This is a genomic window from Nocardioides sp. HB32 (assembly GCF_054058995.1).
This window is the reverse complement of sequence record NZ_JBSSBS010000001.1, coordinates 3648358-3666039: the sequence shown is the minus strand read 5'-3', so window position 1 is coordinate 3666039 and position 17682 is coordinate 3648358. Positions and strand designations below refer to the sequence as shown.

The 17682-nt window shown below is 72.5% G+C and carries 18 protein-coding genes and 1 pseudogene; 9 read left to right on the top strand and 10 right to left on the bottom strand.

Annotation, left to right across the window (positions count from 1 at the left end):
• Nucleotides 1-73: 73 nt before the first annotated feature.
• Together ACVW2K_RS18400 and ACVW2K_RS18395 are read right to left on the bottom strand one after the other, a co-directional pair.
• Nucleotides 74-559, bottom strand: a pseudogene (locus tag ACVW2K_RS18400) (FGGY family carbohydrate kinase); the annotation flags it as partial.
• Nucleotides 556-1377, bottom strand: a complete 822-nt coding sequence (locus ACVW2K_RS18395; protein ID WP_457203504.1) for a DUF1028 domain-containing protein — start codon at nt 1375-1377, stop codon at nt 556-558. The gene ACVW2K_RS18395 and the pseudogene ACVW2K_RS18400, both read right to left, overlap by 4 nt.
• Nucleotides 1378-1437: 60 nt before the next feature.
• On the opposite strand from ACVW2K_RS18395, the gene ACVW2K_RS18390 reads away from it, so the two are divergent.
• A complete protein-coding gene (locus ACVW2K_RS18390; protein WP_457203503.1) occupies nt 1438-2688 on the top strand; it encodes an MFS transporter in 1251 nt (416 codons plus the stop codon).
• Here ACVW2K_RS18390 and arfA read toward each other — a convergent pair.
• Nucleotides 2654-4054, bottom strand: coding sequence for an arabinosylfuranosidase ArfA (gene arfA, locus ACVW2K_RS18385; protein WP_457203502.1), 1401 nt, complete (start codon nt 4052-4054; stop codon nt 2654-2656). The genes ACVW2K_RS18390 and arfA overlap by 35 nt on opposite strands.
• Before the next feature lie 92 nt (nt 4055-4146).
• Here arfA and ACVW2K_RS18380 point away from each other — a divergent pair, with 92 nt between their 5' ends.
• Nucleotides 4147-5187 (top strand): 6-phosphofructokinase, encoded by a 1041-nt coding sequence (locus ACVW2K_RS18380; protein WP_028635975.1) that lies wholly within the window; start codon nt 4147-4149, stop codon nt 5185-5187.
• A 5-nt stretch (nt 5188-5192) separates the two neighbouring features.
• On the opposite strand, the gene ACVW2K_RS18375 is transcribed toward ACVW2K_RS18380, so the two are convergent.
• Entirely contained in the window at nt 5193-5954 is a 762-nt protein-coding gene (locus tag ACVW2K_RS18375; protein WP_457203501.1) for an endonuclease/exonuclease/phosphatase family protein, read from the bottom strand.
• Nucleotides 5955-6018: 64 nt separating this feature from the next.
• Here ACVW2K_RS18375 and ACVW2K_RS18370 point away from each other — a divergent pair, with 64 nt between their 5' ends.
• From ACVW2K_RS18370 to ACVW2K_RS18350, 5 genes are read left to right on the top strand one after another with little or no spacing between them, the layout of a single operon-like run.
• The gene (locus tag ACVW2K_RS18370) at nt 6019-6576 is read left to right on the top strand and encodes a hypothetical protein (protein WP_457203500.1); all 558 of its coding nucleotides are present in this window, start codon (nt 6019-6021) and stop codon (nt 6574-6576) included.
• 54 nt (nt 6577-6630) lie between these two features.
• Nucleotides 6631-8091 (top strand): APC family permease, encoded by a 1461-nt coding sequence (locus ACVW2K_RS18365; RefSeq protein WP_028635972.1) that lies wholly within the window; start codon nt 6631-6633, stop codon nt 8089-8091.
• Nucleotides 8092-8150: 59 nt separating this feature from the next.
• Nucleotides 8151-9488 (top strand): class II 3-deoxy-7-phosphoheptulonate synthase, encoded by a 1338-nt coding sequence (locus tag ACVW2K_RS18360; RefSeq protein WP_457203499.1) that lies wholly within the window; start codon nt 8151-8153, stop codon nt 9486-9488.
• Nucleotides 9489-9498: 10 nt separating this feature from the next.
• A complete protein-coding gene (locus ACVW2K_RS18355; protein WP_457203498.1) occupies nt 9499-10461 on the top strand; it encodes a haloalkane dehalogenase in 963 nt (320 codons plus the stop codon).
• Nucleotides 10462-10471: 10 nt separating this feature from the next.
• Nucleotides 10472-11029: a plastocyanin/azurin family copper-binding protein gene (locus ACVW2K_RS18350; protein WP_457203497.1), complete on the top strand. Its 558-nt coding sequence runs from the start codon at nt 10472-10474 to the stop codon at nt 11027-11029.
• Here the strand turns inward: ACVW2K_RS18350 and ACVW2K_RS18345 are convergent.
• The 4 genes from ACVW2K_RS18345 to ACVW2K_RS18330 all read right to left on the bottom strand — a co-directional run bounded on the left by ACVW2K_RS18345 (nt 11016) and on the right by ACVW2K_RS18330 (nt 14653).
• Entirely contained in the window at nt 11016-11678 is a 663-nt protein-coding gene (locus ACVW2K_RS18345; protein WP_457203496.1) for a Type 1 glutamine amidotransferase-like domain-containing protein, read from the bottom strand. The genes ACVW2K_RS18350 and ACVW2K_RS18345 overlap by 14 nt on opposite strands.
• A 101-nt stretch (nt 11679-11779) precedes the next feature.
• Nucleotides 11780-12331, bottom strand: a complete 552-nt coding sequence (locus tag ACVW2K_RS18340; RefSeq protein WP_028635968.1) for an AAA family ATPase — start codon at nt 12329-12331, stop codon at nt 11780-11782.
• A gap of 20 nt (nt 12332-12351) precedes the next feature.
• On the bottom strand, nt 12352-13524 hold the full coding sequence (locus ACVW2K_RS18335) for a DUF222 domain-containing protein (RefSeq protein ID WP_457203495.1): 1173 nt from the start codon (nt 13522-13524) through the stop codon (nt 12352-12354).
• 229 nt (nt 13525-13753) lie between these two features.
• Nucleotides 13754-14653 carry a LysR family transcriptional regulator gene (locus tag ACVW2K_RS18330; RefSeq protein ID WP_457203494.1) on the bottom strand — a complete coding sequence of 300 codons (900 nt, stop codon included), beginning with the start codon at nt 14651-14653 and terminating at the stop codon, nt 13754-13756.
• A gap of 79 nt (nt 14654-14732) precedes the next feature.
• Between ACVW2K_RS18330 and ACVW2K_RS18325 the strand changes: the two genes are divergently transcribed.
• Together ACVW2K_RS18325 and ACVW2K_RS18320 are read left to right on the top strand one after the other, a co-directional pair.
• Nucleotides 14733-15623: a DMT family transporter gene (locus tag ACVW2K_RS18325; RefSeq protein WP_457203493.1), complete on the top strand. Its 891-nt coding sequence runs from the start codon at nt 14733-14735 to the stop codon at nt 15621-15623.
• A gap of 12 nt (nt 15624-15635) precedes the next feature.
• Nucleotides 15636-16628 (top strand): threonine aldolase family protein, encoded by a 993-nt coding sequence (locus ACVW2K_RS18320; RefSeq protein WP_457203492.1) that lies wholly within the window; start codon nt 15636-15638, stop codon nt 16626-16628.
• Here ACVW2K_RS18320 and ACVW2K_RS18315 read toward each other — a convergent pair.
• Together ACVW2K_RS18315 and ACVW2K_RS18310 are read right to left on the bottom strand one after the other, a co-directional pair.
• Nucleotides 16625-17170, bottom strand: coding sequence for a hypothetical protein (locus ACVW2K_RS18315; RefSeq protein ID WP_457203491.1), 546 nt, complete (start codon nt 17168-17170; stop codon nt 16625-16627). The two genes, ACVW2K_RS18320 and ACVW2K_RS18315, sit on opposite strands and share 4 nt — an antisense overlap.
• On the bottom strand, nt 17170-17664 hold the full coding sequence (locus ACVW2K_RS18310; protein ID WP_457203490.1) for a SigE family RNA polymerase sigma factor: 495 nt from the start codon (nt 17662-17664) through the stop codon (nt 17170-17172). The genes ACVW2K_RS18315 and ACVW2K_RS18310 overlap by 1 nt, the downstream gene beginning before the upstream one ends.
• Nucleotides 17665-17682: the final 18 nt, after the last annotated feature.

The following is a 17682-nucleotide window of genomic DNA, read 5'->3' as shown; positions in this document are numbered from 1 at the left end:
CAGTAGCGTGCGCCGACGCGTTCGAGACGTCGGTGACGTGGTAGGTCCCGCGGGTCATCCGCGCGATGAGGTACGAGTCCACGGTGCCGACGGCGTACCGCCCGGACTCGACGAGCGCCCAGGTGTGCGGCTCGTTCTCGCGCAGCCACATCAGCTTGGTGCCGGAGAAGTACGGGTCGAGGCGCAGCCCGGTCAGCTCGCTGACCCGCTCCTCGTGGCCCTCGTCGCGCAGCCGCGTGCACAGGTCGGCGGTACGCCGGTCCTGCCAGACGATCGCCCTGCGTGGCGAGCCGAGGGTCTCGCGGTCCCACAGCAGCACGGTCTCGCGCTGGTTGGTGATGCCGACCGCCCGGAGCCGGCCGGCGTCGTGGGAGGCCAGGACCTGGCGGGTCGCCTCGAGGGTGGCCTGCCAGATCTCCTCGGGCGCGTGCTCGACCCAGCCCGGCCGGGGGAAGTGCTGCGCGAACTCCTGGTAGCCCTTCGCCGCGATCGACCCGTCCTGCTCGACGACGACCGCGGTGACGCCGGTCGTCCCGGCGTCGATCGCGAGGACGCTCATGCGCGGGCGGCCCGGATGATCTCCAGGACCTTCCGGTCGATCCAGGAACCGTCCGCGGCGACGCGCATCTCGTAGTTCTGGGTGCCGACCCAGGCCGGGAAGTCGCGGGCGCCGGCGGCCCGGGCGAGCTCCTCGAGCTCGGCCTCGAGCTCGGGCGTGACCGGCACCTTCTCGTCCTCGGTGGAGGCCGTCAGGTAGAGGTCGCTGAGGTCGAGCAGCCGGGTCAGCTCGGGGATCGGCTGCTCGTGGTCGTCGACCCGTAGGTCGACGGCGATGTCGTCGAGGCCGCCGTACCCGGCACCGTCCTCCACGACCAGCACGGCCGCCGACTGCCGGCCGCGGGAGTCACCGCCGGCCTCGTCGCCCGCGACCAGCGCCGCGAGCAGCCGGCGGGCGAGCGGGGCGTCCTCGGGCGAGGCCAGCCACGCGGCCTGCATCGCCTGGACGACCTCCTCGCCGGTGAGGATGTTGCCCTGGATCGCGTACCCGTGGCCGGTCACGCCGCCCGCCCAGTCCAGGCACGCGGGGCCGGTGTGGCTGGCGGCGCCGCCGTCGACGTCGACGATCCCGACCTGCCGGTGGTCGCGGCCCTCGTCGTCCTCGAGCAGCCGCTGGAGCGCGACGGACGCGGTCGCGCCGTCGTCGAGGTGGGCCAGCGCCTGGCCCTTGTAGGCCACGTTGGCGTCGGCCTGGGTGGCGATCGCACCGACTCCGGCGACGGCTGCGGGGACGGGGGAGCCCACGGCGAGGAACTTCGAGGCGACGGCCACGCCCCAGGACCGGCCGTCGGCGGAGCGGGCCACGATCGAGAACGTCATGACGCGACACTACCGATAACGATTTGCTCTCGAGCGGGGTAGAAGCCGGAGGATGGGCGGGTGCTCGATCGCGTCACCGACAAGCTCGGCTTCCCCTCCCTCGGCCACCACCGCCGGTTCGTCACCGCCATCGCGATCGACGCGGTCGGCAGCGGCGTGTTCATGCCGGTGTCGATGCTCTACTTCCTCGTCACCACCGACCTGAGCCTGGTGCAGATCGGCGCCGCGATCTCGGTCGCGTCGGCAGCCGCCATCCCGGCCGGCCCGCTCCTCGGCGGCATCGTCGATCGGTACGGCGCGAAGCGGGTGCTGCTCGCCGGCAACCTGGCCCAGTTCGTCGGCTTCCTGGCCTACCTGGTCACCGACTCGTTCCTCGGCCTCACGCTCTGGACCGTGGTGGTCGCGGTCGGCCGCACCGCGTTCTGGGGCTCGTACGGCAACATCGTCGCCGCGATCTCCCAGCCGGGGGAGCGGGAGAAGTGGTTCGGCTTCCTCGGCGCACTGCGCAACGTCGGGTTCGCGGCCGGCGGCCTGCTGTCCGGCCTCGCGATCACGATCGGGACGCACGAGGCGTACCTGTCGGTCGTGCTGGTCAACGCGGTCTCGTACGCCGTCGCCTTCCTGCTGCTGCTCGCCGTGCCGCCCACCGCGCCGAGCGGGCACCGGTCGCCCGAGGGGGCCTGGGCGACCGTGCTCCGGGACCGGCCCTACCGGCTGCTGTGGCTCGTCCAGCTCTGCTACTCGACCGCGATGATGGCGCTCAACTTCGCGATGCCGATCTACGCGGTCACGGTGCTCGGCCTGCCGGGCTGGGTGACCGGCGCGGTGTTCACGATCAACACGGTGATGGTCGGCTTCGGCCAGGGCCTGGTCGTCCGCGGCATGACCGGCCACCACCGCTGGCGGGTCCTGGTGCTGACGAACCTGGTGTTCGCTGCCTCGTTCGTCGTGCTGGTGGGCGCGACCGCGGTCTCCGTCGTGCTCGCGACCATCGTGGTGCTGGTGGGCTCGGTCGTGTACACCGGCGGTGAGCTGCTCGGCGGCCCGGTCCTCGGCGCGCTCGGTGCCGAGGCCGCGCCGGAGCACCTGCGCGGCCGCTACCTCTCGCTGATGCAGCTGGCCTGGACGATCTCCGGCGCGGTCGCGCCCGTCGCGTTCGCCTGGCTGCTGGCCCGTGGCTCGTCGCCGATCTGGCTGGCGCTCGCCGCGCTGAGCCTGGTCGGCTCCCTGCTCGCCGTCCAGCTCGGCCGGGTGCTGCCGGAGGCCGCGCTGCGGGTCACGAACCGGGCGGGGCAGCAGGCCCCGGCCTGACCAGCCGCCACGAGACCGGGTCCAGCCGGACGTCGAAGGTGGCGAGGCCGAGCGCTCGCGCGTCGACGGCGACCTCGGCCGGCTCGGTCGAGCGGTTGACGAGCACCAGCGCCACGGCGCCCGACGCCTCGTCGTACGTCGCCGTCGCGTCGACCAGGGGCACGTCGCCCGACTCGCTCTCGTACGTCGCGACGCGGGGCCGCACGTCGAGCACGTCGCCGCGCGCGGCACCCGCGATCGCCGCGAACGGCTCGAAGATGCTCTGCTTCCACGCGCGCCCGCCCGGCTCGGTGCGGATCGGCGCGATCACGTTCACCAGCTGGGCCAGGCAGGCCAGGTGCACCCGGTCCGCGTGCCGGAGCAGGGTCACGAGCAACGAGGCGACCATGGTCGCGTCCACGTCGTCGTAGGTGTCCTCGATCAGCGGCCCGGCCTCGCGCCACTCGGCGACCGCCTCGGGGTCCCACGCGGAGTAGTACCAGACGTTCCACTCGTCCACCGAGACCCCGAGCCTCCGGCGAGACCTGAGCCGGGCGCCGACGTGGTCGGCGGTCGCGACCACCGCGTCGATGGCCCGGTCCAGATCCGCGGCGCCGGCGAGGAACTCGCCGACGGACTTCCCGGTGGGGTCGTAGTAGCTGTGCAGCGACACGTGGTCGACGGCGTCGTAGCAGTGCTCGAGCACCGTCGCCTCCCAGGCGCCGAACGTCGGCATGCCGCTGTTCGAGCTCCCGCACGCGACGAGCTCGATCCGGGGGTCGAGCATCTTCATCGCCCGGGCGGTCCGGCCCGCGAGCGCGCCGTACTCCGCCGCCGAGCGGTGCCCGATCTGCCACGGCCCGTCCATCTCGTTGCCGAGGCACCAGACGCGGACCTCGTGCGGGTCGGGAGAGCCGTTCGCGCGCCGCTGGTCCGACAGGCGGGTCCCGCCGGGGTGGTTGCAGTACTCGAGGAGGTCGACGGCCTCCTGCACGCCGCGGGTCCCGAGGTTGACGGCGAGCATCGGCTCGACGGCGGCCGCGCGGCACCACGCGACGAACTCGTCGGTCCCGAACGTGTTCGGCTCGACCGCGTGCCACGCGAGGTCCAGCCGCCTCGGTCGCTCGGCCACCGGGCCGACGCCGTCCTCCCAGCGGTAGCCGGACACGAAGTTGCCGCCGGGGTAGCGGATCATCGACGGCCCGAGCTCGCGGACCAGGTCGAGCACGTCGGCCCGGAAGCCGCGCTCGTCGGCCGCGGGGTGGCCCGGCTCGAAGATCCCGGTGTGGACGCAGCGGCCCATGTGCTCGACGAACGACCCGAAGAGGCGGCGGTCGACGGGGCCGACCCGGGCAGCCGGGTCCACGGTCAGGGAGGCTCTGGTCACGGGGGGCACCGGGCCTTTCTACCGGTCCGCGCGTCCCACTAGAGTCGCCCTGTTTGTTGTGAACGATCCAAACCTTTCGATCAGGAGTGGTCATGCGCGTCGGAGTGCTCACCGGAGGCGGGGACTGCCCCGGCCTGAACGCCGTCATCCGGGCGGTCGTGCGCAAGGGGGTCAAGGAGCACGGCTTCGAGTTCGTCGGCTACCGGGACGGCTGGCGCGGCCCGCTCGAGGGCGTGACGATGGAGCTCGGCATCGAGCAGTGCCGGGGCATCCTCCCGCGTGGCGGCACCATCCTCGGCTCGTCCCGGACCAACCCGTTCAAGCTCGAGAACGGCGTGGAGCGGATCAAGCAGAACCTCGCGACCGACGGCGTCGACGCGTTGGTCGCCATCGGCGGCGAGGACACCCTCGGCGTCGCCACCAAGCTCGCCGACCTCGGGGTGAACGTCGTCGGCGTCCCGAAGACGATCGACAACGACCTCTCCGGCACCGACTTCACCTTCGGCTTCGACACCGCGGTCAACATCGCGACCGAGGCGATCGACCGGTTGCACACCACCGCCGAGTCCCACCACCGGGTGCTCGTCGTCGAGGTGATGGGGCGGCACGCGGGCTGGATCGCACTGCACTCGGGCATCGCCGGCGGCGCGAACATCGTGCTGATCCCCGAGCAGCCGTTCGACATCGAGGAGGTGTGCGCCCTGGTCGAGAGCCGGTTCGAGTCCCACTACGCGCCGATCCTCGTCGTGTCCGAGGGAGCGGTCCCGCGCGAGAGCACCTCCGACGGGGAGGGCATGACGCTGGTGTCCGGGGAGCTGGACGCCTTCGGGCACGTCCGGCTCGGCGGCATCGGGGACCGGCTCTCCCACGAGATCGAGCAGCGCACCGGCAAGGAGGCGCGGGCGGTCGTGCTCGGCCACATCCAGCGCGGCGGCACGCCGACGGCGTTCGACCGCTGGCTCGCCACCCGCTTCGGGCTCCAGGCGATCGACGCGGTCGCGGACGGCGACTTCGGCACCATGATGGCGCTGCGCGGCACGAAGATCGTGCGGGTGCCGCTCATCGAGGGCACCGGCGCCCTGAAGCTGGTCAGCCCCGAGGAGTACGCCGAGGCACAGGTCTTCTTCGGCTGACGGCGTCAGCCTGGCGCCAGGTCGACGACCAGCGCCCGGTGGTCGGACAGCGGGAAGCGGGCGGCCGCCGTGGCGGTCACGCCGAGGTGCCCGTCGAGGAGCACGTGGTCGATCTGCTCGCGCGGCGCGTCGGCGGGGAACGTCGCGTGCACCGCGATCGGTCGCAGGCGCGTGACCGCCCTGGCCGGCGCCGGGCCCATGTTGAGGTCGCCGACCAGCACGAGCGGCCGCGGCGCGGTGCCGACGGCGGCGACGACCCGGCGCAGCTGCCGCCGGTTCCACGACCGCAGGAACGACAGGTGGGTGTTCACGACCGTCACGCACCCGAGCGGCGACTCGACCTCGGCGGCGACGGCGACCCGCGGCTCGTCGCGCACCAGCGTCGGCAGCCGGCTGCCGCGGAACCACATCGGCACCGGTGTCGGCGCCGGGGCCAGCCGGACCACCTGCCAGGCGCGGACCGGGTAGCGGGTGAGCAGGGCGATGCCGTAGGCGGCCGCGTCCGGCTGCTCGTCGCCGGTCGCGGCGGTCCAGGTCGCCGGACTGCCGTGGAGGGCCGCGACGAAGCGGTGGTCCACCGCACCCATCGCCTCCGCCGCCACGGCGGTGAGGTCGGCGTGCGCGGACCTCGCCTGGTTGCGGTCCACCTCCTGGAGGGCGAGGACGTCGGCGTCCAGGTCGCGGACCGCGTCGGCCAGCCGCGCCGGCTCGACGTGGTCGTCGGCGGGGTGCCGCCCGTGCAGGATGTTGAAGGTCGCGAGGCGCATCGGGACACCGGTACCCCGTCGTACCGCACCGGCATGCCGCGCGGCTGGGCGGGTACGCGGGGGCATGAGCGACGGGCAGCGGCACCTGCGTGAGGCGTTGAAGCTGGTCGCGGTGGCGCTCAAGGGCGGCGACGCGCCGTTCGCGCTCACCGGCGGCTACGCGCTGTGGGCGCGCGGCGGGCCCGAGCCCGACCACGACGTGGACTTCCTGGTCGCCGAGGAGGACGCCGCCGAGACGGCCGCCCTGCTCGCCGGCCGAGGACTGGACGTGGTGCAGCCCCCCGAGGACTGGCTCTTCAAGGTGTACGTCGACGACGCGATGGTCGACGTGCTCTTCCGGGCCGGGAGCGAACCGGTGAGGCGGGAGCGGTTCGAGCACGTCGACCAGCTGGAGGTCGAGTCCGTCCTGATGCCCGTGCTGTCGGCCACCGAGCTCATGGTCGACAAGCTGGGGGCACTCGAGGAGCACGCCTGCGACCTCGGCAAGACGGTCGCCGCCGCGCGCGCCGTGCGCGAGCAGGTGGACTGGGACGAGGTCGCGCGGCGCACGGAGGGCAACCCGTTCGCCGAGGCCGCGCTGTTCCTGCTCCGCCGGCTGGAGGTGGTCGAGCCGTCCGCCTGAGGACGCCGAGCTGGTTCTGGTTAGAGGCGCCGGTCCCGGGGCAGGGTGGGGCCCATGACCACCCAGAGCTCGGACTCCGTGGACGTCAACGGCCCCACCCCGGACCTCAAGCGGGTCCTCGGTCCCCGGCTGCTCCTGCTGTTCATCGTCGGCGACATCCTCGGCGCCGGCATCTACGCGGTCACCGGCGAGATGGCGCTCGAGGTCGGCGGACTGGTGTGGCTGCCGTTCCTGGTCGCGTTCGCGGTCGCGACGCTGACGGCGCTCTCCTACCTCGAGCTGGTCACCAAGTACCCGCAGGCCGCCGGTGCGGCGCTCTACACGCACAAGGCGTTCGGGATCCACTTCGTCACGTTCCTCGTCGCGTTCGCGGTGATCTGCTCCGGGGTCACCAGCGCGTCGACGTCCTCCAACCTGCTGGCCACCAACCTGCTCGCGGGCTTCGACGGCCTGGGCTGGGACGTGCCGCAGGGCGACACCGCCATCACGGTCGTGGCCATCGCCTTCATGCTGCTGCTCGCCGGCATCAACCTGCGCGGCGTCGGCGAGAGCGTGAAGTTCAACGTCGTGCTGACGCTGATCGAGATGGCGGCCCTGGTGATCGTGATCGTGATCGGCTTCTGGGTGATGGCCCAGGGCGACGCCGACCTGGGCCGGATCGTGGTGTTCGACTCGAAGTCCGACCGCGGCCTGTTCCTGGCGGTGACGGTCGCGACCGCCATCGCGTTCTTCGCGATGGTCGGCTTCGAGGACTCCGTCAACATGGTCGAGGAGACCCGGGAGCCGGAGCGGATCTTCCCGCGGATCATGCTCAGCGGCCTCGGCATCGCGGTCGTGTTCTACGTGCTGGTCGCGATCTCGGTGATCGCGGTGATCCCCGAGGGCGAGATCGAGTCCGTCGTCGCCGACGAGGGCAAGGTGCTGCTCGCGGTCGTCCAGACCGGCGCGCCGGGCCTCCCCATCGACAAGATCTTCCCGTTCCTGACCGTGATCGCGGTGGCGAACACCGCCCTGCTGAACATGCTGATGGCCAGCCGGCTGCTCTACGGCCTCGCCCAGCAGGACGTGCTGCCCCGCACCCTCGGGAAGGTGCTGCCGGGCCGCCGGACGCCGTACGCCGGCATCGGCTTCTCGACGGTGCTCGCGCTGGGGCTGATCGTCGTGGTGACCTTCCTCGCCGACACCTCGGTCATCTCGGCACTGTCCGGCACGACCGCGCTGCTGCTGCTGTGCGTCTTCGCGGTCGTGAACGTCGCCTGCGTGGTCCTGCGCCGTGACTCCTCCGCGGAGAGCCGGTTCAGCGCGCCCGGCTGGACGCCGTTCGTCGGCGCCGCCGCGTGCGTGTTCCTCGCCGGGCCGTGGGCCCGGGACCGCGAGGACTGGGTGCAGTACCAGGTCGCCGGCGGCCTGCTGGTCCTCGGGATCGCGCTCTGGGCGTTCACGTGGCTGACCAACCGGGCGGTGCGGGCGAAGAGGACCGGCTTCCGCGACATCGAGCACGTCGACGGGGAGTAGCCGTCTCGCGCCGGGCTGCCGAATCGGGCCGGGACCGGGCCGCGCCGTACCCTTGCCGGGTGAGTGTCGTCCCGTCCCTGACCGACCTGCACGCCCTCGGCCCGGCGCAGCAGCCGTCGTACCCCGACCGTGCCGCGGTCGACGCCGCCGTCGCCCGCCTGCGCACGGTGCCGCCGCTGGTGTTCGCGGGGGAGTGCGACGAGCTCAAGGCCAAGATCGCCCAGGTCGCGCGGGGCGAGGCGTTCCTGCTCCAGGGCGGCGACTGCGCCGAGACGTTCGCGGGCGTGACCGCCGACAACGTCCGCAACAAGCTGCGGGTGCTGCTGCAGATGGCGGTCGTGCTGACGTACGCCGCCTCCGTGCCGGTCGTGAAGGTCGGGCGGCTCGCCGGGCAGTACGCCAAGCCGCGCTCGTCGGACCTCGAGACCCGCGACGGCGTGACGCTCCCGGCCTACCGCGGCGACGCCGTCAACGGCTACGACTTCAGACCCGAGTCGCGGATCCCGGACCCGCAGCGGCTCGTGGACGTCTACAACTCCAGCGCCGCGACGCTGAACCTGGTCCGCGCGTTCGTGACCGGCGGCTACGCCGACCTGCGCCAGGTGCACACCTGGAACACCGACTTCGTGCGGGAGTCCTCGGTCGGCCAGCAGTACGAGGCGATGGCGAACGAGATCGAGCGCGCGCTGACGTTCATGCAGGCGATCGGCGCGGACCCGGACGAGTTCCACCGCGTCGACTTCCACTCCAGCCACGAGGCGCTGGTGCTCGAGTACGAGCACTCCATGACGCGCATCGACTCGCGGACCAGCACGCCGTACGACGTGTCGGCCCACTTCGTGTGGATCGGCGAGCGGACCCGGCAGCTGGACGGCGCGCACGTCGAGCTGATGAGCCACATCCGCAACCCGATCGGCGTGAAGCTCGGCCCGACGACCAGCCCGGACGACGCGCTGGCGCTGGCCGCGAAGCTGAACCCCGCCAACGAGCCGGGCCGGCTGACGTTCATCACCCGCTTCGGCGCCGGCAGGATCCGGGACGGGCTGCCGGACCTCGTCGAGAAGGTCACCGCCGCGGGCCTGGAGGTCGCCTGGGTCTGCGACCCGATGCACGGCAACACCTTCGAGGCGTCCTCGGGCTACAAGACCCGCCGCTTCGGCGACGTGATCGACGAGGTCCAGGGCTTCTTCGACGTGCACCGCTCGCTCGGCACCTGGCCCGGCGGCCTGCACGTCGAGCTCACCGGCGACGACGTCACCGAGTGCGTGGGCGGTGGCGAGGAGCTCACCGATCTCGACCTGGCGCACCGCTACGAGTCGGTCTGCGACCCGCGCCTGAACCGGGTCCAGTCCCTCGAGCTGGCGTTCCTCGTCGCGGAGATGCTGCGCCAGGCCTAGTCTGCGGGGCGTGACCGAGGTGCTGCGCACTCCCGACGAGTGCTTCGCGGACCTGCCCGGCCACCCGTTCGAGCCGCACTACGCCGAGGTCGTGGCCGACGGCCTCGACCCCGTGCGGATGCACCACCTCGACGAGGGTCCGGCGGACGGCCCGGTCGCGCTGCTGCTGCACGGCCAGCCGACCTGGTCCTACCTGTACCGGTCGCTGGTGCCGGTCCTGGTCGCGCGGGGCATCCGGGTCGTGGCCCCGGACAACATCGGCTTCGGCCGCTCCGACAAGCCGGCGCGCCCCACGGACTACACCTTCGCCCGGCACATCGAGTGGATGCGGAGCCTGGTCACCACCCTCGACCTGCGCGACGTCACGCTGGTCGCGCAGGACTGGGGCGGGCCGATCGGCTTCAGCGTGCTGGCCGCGGAACCCGACCGGTTCTCGGCTGTCGTCGCCGCGAACACGATCCTGCACACGGCCGACCCCGCGCTCGCCGGCCGGCTCGACTGGGCCGTGCACGGCTCCGGGGAGAGCCGGGTCGTGCTCGAGCAGGCGCTGGTCGACTACCTCCTCCACACCCAGCGGGCGCCGCGGCTGCGGGCCAGTGACTTCGTCGGCGCCGCGACCGCCCGGCCGCTGCCGGTCGAGGTGCTGGCGGCGTACGACGCGCCGTACCCCTCGGACGACCTCACGGCCGGGCTGCGCCAGATGACCGCGCTGCTCCCGCTGACCCGCAACGACGTGGGCGCGCGGATCGGCCGCCGGACGATGCGCGCACTCGAGGAGTTCGAGCGGCCGTTCCTGACCTGCTACTCCGACGGCGACCCGGCCACGCGGGGCTGGGACCGGATCTTCCAGGAATGTGTCCCCGGCGCGCGCGGCCAGGACCACGTGACGCTCGCCGGGGCCGGGCACTTCCTCCAGGAGGACGCGGGGGAGGAGCTGGCGCTGATCGTCGCCGCTCTCATGAAGCGGGTCTAGCGTCCCCGCCATGATCACTCGCGTAGTTGCCGGCCTGCTGCTGGCGGCCGGGCTCAGCGTCGTACCCGCTGCCTCAACGTCGGCCGGCGGGCCCACCGTGTCGGTGGCGGACATGCAGTTCACCCCGGCCACCCTCAAGACTGGGCTCGGCGCCACGCTCACGTGGAGCTTCCCGGACTCGATCGCGCACACCACGACCTCCACGCAGGGCTTCTGGAACAGCGGCCCGAAGTCCGGCGGGGCGTCCTACCAGCGGACCTTCGGCTCGGCGGGCACGTATCCGTACCACTGCACGATCCACCCGGAGATGCGCGGCTCGATCCGGGTCCCGGTGTCCCGCTCCGGCTCGACCTCGTCCGGCTGGACCCTGCGCTGGGCGACCGGCTCCGGCGCGACGTACGACGTCCAGGTCCGCAAGGGACACCGCGCCTGGAAGGCGCTGAAGAACGACACCTCCGCCACCTCGGCGTCGTTCCACCGGGTCGGCACCTGGTCGGTGCGCGCGCGGACCCAGATCGGCTCCTCGACCTCCGGCTGGTCCCCGGCGGTGAAGGTCAGATCGAGCTGAGCAGCTGCCACGTCCCCTCGGAGACCACGTCGACCTGGCCGTCGACGACCCGGATCGCGGTCTGGTCGTCCATCGCGTACGCCGGCCCGCCGATGTCGCCCGCCCACCGCTCGGCCGCGGCCAGGGTGTTGTCCGGGAAGACGTCGAGGTGCGGGAAGATCGAGAAGTCGACGATCCCCAGCGTGCGGTCGGTCTCGCTGTGGGTCCAGCTGACGAAGTCCGCGCCGATCCGCGGCGTCATCACCATGCTGCCGGCGCTCACGCCGACCCAGACGGTGTCCTCGAGCGTCGGGAGCAGGTCGGCCAGCCCGGACTCCCGCATCCAGTGGCACAGGTAGGTCGCATCGCCGCCGTCCACGAGCAGGACGTCGGCGACCCGGACCCACGGGACCCAGCGCTCCGCGCCGATCGTGGGCAGCGCCGTGAGCTCCAGGACGCCCACGGACCTCCAGCCCATGCTGGTCAGGCCCCAAGGCGGCTCGCCCGTGACGAATCCGCGCACCGATGCCGGACCGCACATCTGGTGGCCCCACTGGGCGGTGGGGATGCAGAGTGCCGTGGACTCGGCGATCGGCTTGCCCAGCATCTCGACCAGCGCGTCCCGGATGCTCGGGTTCGCGACACCCCCGGACGTCAGCAGCAGCTTCACGTGGCCTCCTGGTGCGGTTGCGATGGATGGGTACGGCGTACGGACCGGCGGCCGGCGCCGGAATCATCGTCTCGTCCGGTGTCGTCCTCGTCCCGCACCGCTCAGGCGAGGGACTCGACCAGGTCCCGGTAGGTCCGGTCTTCCGCACCCTCGACGCTCCTGACGATCTTCGCCCGGGATCGCCGTGCCGCCAGCTCCTCGAGCGCCCTGTGGCACTGCACCAGGCGCTGGTCCCCGCCCTCCCCGGCCACGATCTGCCGCACCTGGTCGTGCCACGGGTCCGGGTCGCCACCGGCTCCGCGGCGGTGGAACCGCGCGATCGTCGAGTCGGCGGAGTCCATGAGGAACCGCTCGACGAAGTCGGCGCCGGCGTCGGTGGCTGCCTTCTCGAAGCGCGCGAGCTCGGCCGGGTCGACCAGCATCTGGGGCATCACGACGTCCCGGCCCTCGGCGAGGTACGCGTGGATCATCGCCAGCGCTGCGGGCCGGATGGCGGCCCCGGCACCGGCGAAGTCGTCCTGCCAGCCACCGACCAGCGTCCGCAACACGTCGATGTCGCAGTTCAGCACGCCCGGGTGATCGGCGCCGTAGCGCCGGGCCATGGTCGACTTGCCCACTCCCGGTGGACCGTTGAGGTGGATCAGTCGGCTCACCGACCGAGGCTAGCGCCGGCTCACGTCCGTCGGTGGTAGCGGGCGTGGTGGCGGGGGCAGAGCAGTCTGCCGTGCTCGACGTCGGTGGGTCCGCCTCGGCTCCACGGGATGTCGTGATGGACGTGGCACATCGCCGGTGGCCAATCGCAGCCGGGTTCGGTGCAGTGCTGGTCCCGGATCCCGATCGCGGTCCGTTGGGCCTTGGTGTGGAAGCGGCGGGTGCGGCCGAGGTCGAGGACCTCGGAGGGTCCGCCGAGCACGGCGGGGATCAGGCCGGCCTCGCAGGCCAGCCGGCGGGCCGTCGAAGCTGAGATCCGCTCCCCGGTGTCCAGGAGTGCGGCCTGCTCGAGCTTCCCGAGCAGGCTGTCGAGGGTCATGGTGACCACGACGGTGGCGGAGACGCCGCCGGTCTGGGGGAGCTGGTGGGCGGGGTAGCGCTCGAGGAGCTCGCAGAACGCCCGCCCCAGGCGTTCTCTGCCGGGCCGGCACACCACTGCGGCGGCGGGGGCGGCGGGGCCGTCGGTGGCGGTGCGGTGCTTGGGGGCGGCGATCGCGAGCAGCATCTTCTTCAGCGCGGCGCCGTGGAAGGACGGGACGGTGAACTTCCCGTGGCACTTGCCGTGCCCGTCGTCGACCATCGTGAAGGTGGTGGCGAGCAGCGCGTCGCGCTCTTCGCGGGCGAGCTGCTTGGCCTCGTAGGCGTCGGCCAGGTCGGGGGCGACCACGTCCATCAGTCGCTTGCCCAGGATCCGCAGGGTGGGGGCGGTGTGCTCGCGTCCGGCGGCCACCAGGTGCCGCTCGGCCTTCTCCACCAAGGCCGGGTCGAGGTCGCCGGGGAGCTGGTCGAGCGCGGTGACGATCACCCCGGCCTGCTCGACCACCAGGTCACCGGCCGCCAGCGCGTCCCGGACCTGGCCGCGGGTGACCAGGGCTTGGCCGAGCTTGACCTGGCCGAGCACCGCGGGCTTGGTCTGCCGGGTCCGGTGCGCCCACGCGTCCACGGCTTCGTCGTCGGCGTGCTCGGCGACCCGGGCCTCCAGCTCGGCGACCTTCGCCTTGAGCTTGCTGATCTCCACGAGCGTCGCGGTGGTCTCCGCGGGCTCCATGGACCACACCGAGGCGTCCGCGACCGCATCGATCTCGGCGTGGGCGTGGGCGACGGCCACCGAGACCCGGTGCCGGGGTGTGGCCATCGCTGTCATGGTCCTACTCAAGCATCGAGCACCGACACTGAGAGGCCCCGAACCCCTTGCTCCACAGGGCCCTGGGTAACGAACAGGTCACGATTCCGAGCCGCTTTCCACAGGCCCGGTGGCACGGCGGACCCGCAAGTCGGCAACCGGCGACGACCACCCACCGACCGTTCCCGTAGCTGCCCTTTCGGTCGCCACCACTGGCGACCGGAAAGCTGCCGACACGTCCTCAACCACCAGCGCTGGCGGTCCGGAGCGCGTCGACGACGGCCGCGACGGTCGGGGTGGTGCCGCGGCGGGTCTGGACGTAGACGTGCCGCTCGACACTTCCGTGGGCGAGCTCGCGCACCACCACACCGGGGGCGTCCTGGGGGTGGATGAGCTCGGGGAGCAGAGCCGCGGAGCCGGTGGCCCGCGCCAGCTCGAGCAGGATCACGAAGTCGTCCGAGGTGTGCCGGATGCGCGGCTCGAAGCCGCCGAGCTGGCGACAGACCCGCAGGTGCATCTGGTGGTGTCCCGTCCCGGGCTGGCACGCGGCCCAGGGTGTGTCGGCCAGGTCGCGGAGCGCCACCTCGGCACCCGACGCCGCGGGATGGTCCTCGGGGAGCACGAGGTTGATCTGCTCGCGCAGCAGGGTGACGAGGTTGAGGTCGTCGTAGACGGGGCGAGGTTGCTCGGCGTACTCGTCGCCGATGAGGAGGTCGAGGTGCTGGAGGCGCAGCGCAGGGACCGACTGCTCGACCTCGGCCTCGGTGACCTCGACGGTGATGTCGGGGTGCGTGACGGCCAGGGCCCGTACGGCGGGCGCCACGATGCGGAGCACGGCGGACTGGAACCCGGCCACGCGGACCACACCGGCCAGCCGTCCGGCGGTGACCTCGGCGACCGCCGCCTCCGCCGCCTCGGCCTCGGCCAGGAGCACGTCGGCGCGCGCCGCGAGGAGCTCGCCGACCGGGGTGAGCCGGACGTTGCGACCGACCTTCTCGAGCACCGCAGCCCCGACCTCGCGCTCGAGGACGGCGAGCTGACGGGACACCGCGCTCGTGGAGTACCCGAGTGCTGTCGCGGTGGCGTGGATCGTCCCCAGCTCCCGGAGCTCTCGGAGCAGGTGCAGGCGGCGCAGGTCCATCACCGTCCCGATCATAGGGACGATACCGTTCGAAAGATTGCGCTGGACGCACAAGTTTCGGGGGCCGGACGATGGTGGCGTGGGTCCCGTCTTCTGCCTCTTGTCCGCCGTCGGCTTCGGCCTGATGGCCGTGTTCGCGAAGCTGGCGTACGCCGACGGGGCGTCGGTCGACGGGCTCCTCGTCGTCCGGTTCGGGCTGGCGGGCCTGGTCCTGCTCGTCATCGCGGCGGCGACGGGCGCGCTGCGCCGGCTGGACCGCCGCACGGTCCTGACCGGCCTCGCGATGGGCGGGCTCGGCTACGCGCTGCAGGCCGGCCTGTACCTCGCCGCCGTGTCCCGCGTCGACGCGTCCCAGGTCGCCCTGGTGTTCTGCGTCTACCCGGTGCTCGTGATGGTCGCGGCGATCGCGATCGGTCGCGAGAGGTCCTCGGCCCGGCGCCTGGCGGCACTTGTCCTGGCGCTCGCCGGGATCGTGCTCGTGCTCGGTGGCGCCGCCGGGGGTGGGTTCGACCCGGTCGGGGCCGCACTGTCGTTCGGCTCCGCCCTGGTCTACTGCGTCTACATCCTGGTCGGCGACCGGGTCGTCACCGACATCCCGCCCCTGCCGCTGGTCGCGTTCATCTGCGTCGGTGCCTTCATCAGCTGCCTCGCGGCGAGCCTGCTCGCCGGCGGTGGACCCGACCTCGATCTCGGCCGGGCGGCCTGGGGCTGGCTGAGCGCGCTGGCCCTGGTCAGCACCGTCGGCGCGATCCTGCTGTTCTTCGCGGGCATGGCGCGGGTGGGCCCGACGCTGGCCGCGCTGCTCTCCATCATCGAGCCGGTCGTCACGGTCGGCGCCGCCGCCATCGTCTTCGGGGAGGCCCTGGCCGCAGGACAGGCCCTCGGTGGGCTGCTCGTCCTGTCCGCGGTCGCCGTCGTCCAGTGGCCCGTGCGGCAGCAGGGGCTCGATCTGGAGCCCGCGTCGGCCTGACAGGATGGCTCCGTGATCGACCTCCGCTCCGACACCCTGACCCGGCCCACCGACGAGATGCGCGCGGCGATGGCGCGCGCCGAGGTCGGCGACGACGTGTACGGCGAGGACCCGACGGTCGCCGCGCTGGAGGAGAAGGTCGCGGGGATGTTCGGGCACGAGGCGGCGCTGTTCACGCCGACCGGATCGATGGCGAACGTCCTCGCCGTACGGTCCGTGGTGAACGCCGGCCAGGAGGTGCTCTGCGAGGCGAGCGCGCACATCGCGCGCGCGGAGCTGGGTGCGCACGGCGCGTACACGGGCCTGACGATGCGCACCTGGATCCACCCGCGTGGCCAGGTCGACCTCCCGACGATCCGGACGATCTTCGCCCCGGACATGGGGCCGTTCTTCGTGCCTACCGCGGCGATCTCGGTCGAGAACACCCACAACTTCGCGGGCGGCGCGGTGCTGCCGCTGGCGGACCTCCGCGACCTGCGCGAGTACGCCACCGGTGTCGGGGTCCGGGTGCACATGGACGGCGCCCGGATCTGGAACGCGCACGTCGCGACCGGCACGCCGTTCGAGGAGTACGGCGCGGTCGCGGATGTCATGAGCGTCTGCCTCTCGAAGGGCCTCGGCGCCCCGGTCGGCTCGCTCATGATCGGCAGCCGCGACGCGATCGCCGAGGCGAGGGTGTGGCGCAAGCGGATGGGCGGCGGCATGCGCCAGATCGGCATCCTCGCCGCGGCCGGGCTGCACGCACTGGACCACCACGTCGAGCGGCTGGCCGACGACCATGCACACGCGAAGCTCCTCGCCGAGGCCTGCGGCGTGGACCCGGCGACGGTCGACACCAACATCGTGGTCGTGCACCGGTCCGACGCCGCGGACTTCGTGGCGAGGGCCCGCGACGAGGGTGTCGTGATCTCCACGGTCGGCCCCACCGCCGTGCGCCTGGTCACGCACCTCGACGTGACCCGCGAGGATGCCGAGAAGGCCGCAGCGGTCCTCGGGGCGCTCTAACGGAGCGCCGGCCAGGCGTACCGCACGCCGTTGTCGACCACCACGACGGTCCGCGGCTGCTCCGCCAGTCCTCGAACCACCGCGACGACCGCGCTGGCCTCCATCGTGCAACCGCGGCCCGGTTCCCCCGGGTCGGAGACCAGCTCCACGACCAGGGCGTCGTGCTCGTACGACGTGGTCGCGTCGGCGCCGCAGCCGCCGTACGAGAACGAGCTCAGGTAGCGCAGCGTTCGGGTCGTGCCGTCCCACACGGGACGGGCGGTTGGCTCCAGGCCCGACGCCGCCTTCGCGAACGCGTTCTCGTTGTGGTTGACGACCTCCGTGACTGGACTGAGCGGTCCCGCCGGCTGGACCGCCCGATCGTCGTCCGCGACCGGGCGCGAGCCGACGGCGATCCCGCCGGTCACCAGTACGCCGGTCAGCGCGCCCACGACGACCAAGCCGCGGCGGCGACGGCGGCGTCTCCCTCCGGTCGCGATGAGCTCGCCCACAGGAGCCGGAGCAATCGGCAGGTCGAGGAGGAGGCGGTCGAGATCGGTCATCACTCTGCTCCTGGGACGAGGTGGGGACTGAGGGACAGCTGCGCGACCGCGCGGGACATCCGCGACTTCACGGTGCCGGTCGCGATCCCGAGGATCGCGGCCGTCTGCTTCTCCGAGAGGTGCGCGAAGTACCGGAGCACGACGACCTCGCGGTACGCCGGCCCGAGGTCGGCCAACGCCCGCCGCACGGCGTCGGTCGTGTCGACCGACGCGGTGGGGTCGTCGCCCGCGAGGTCAGGCACGTCCGCGGTGGCCCGCTCGCCCCACCACATCCGGCGCCGGTTGCTGCGGTGGCAGTTCAGCAGGACCTTGTAGACGTACGCGTCCCGGTCGTCGGCGCGCTGCACCCGGCGCCACGACGTGTAGCACCTCAACAGCGTGGGCTGAGCCAGATCGTGGGCCTCATCGACCGTGCAGCCGAGCACCACCCCGGCCCGCACGAGCGACGCCCATCTCGCGCGGGCGTACTCCGAGAAGTCGGCGTCCTGGTCCACATCCCTAAGACGCGGTGG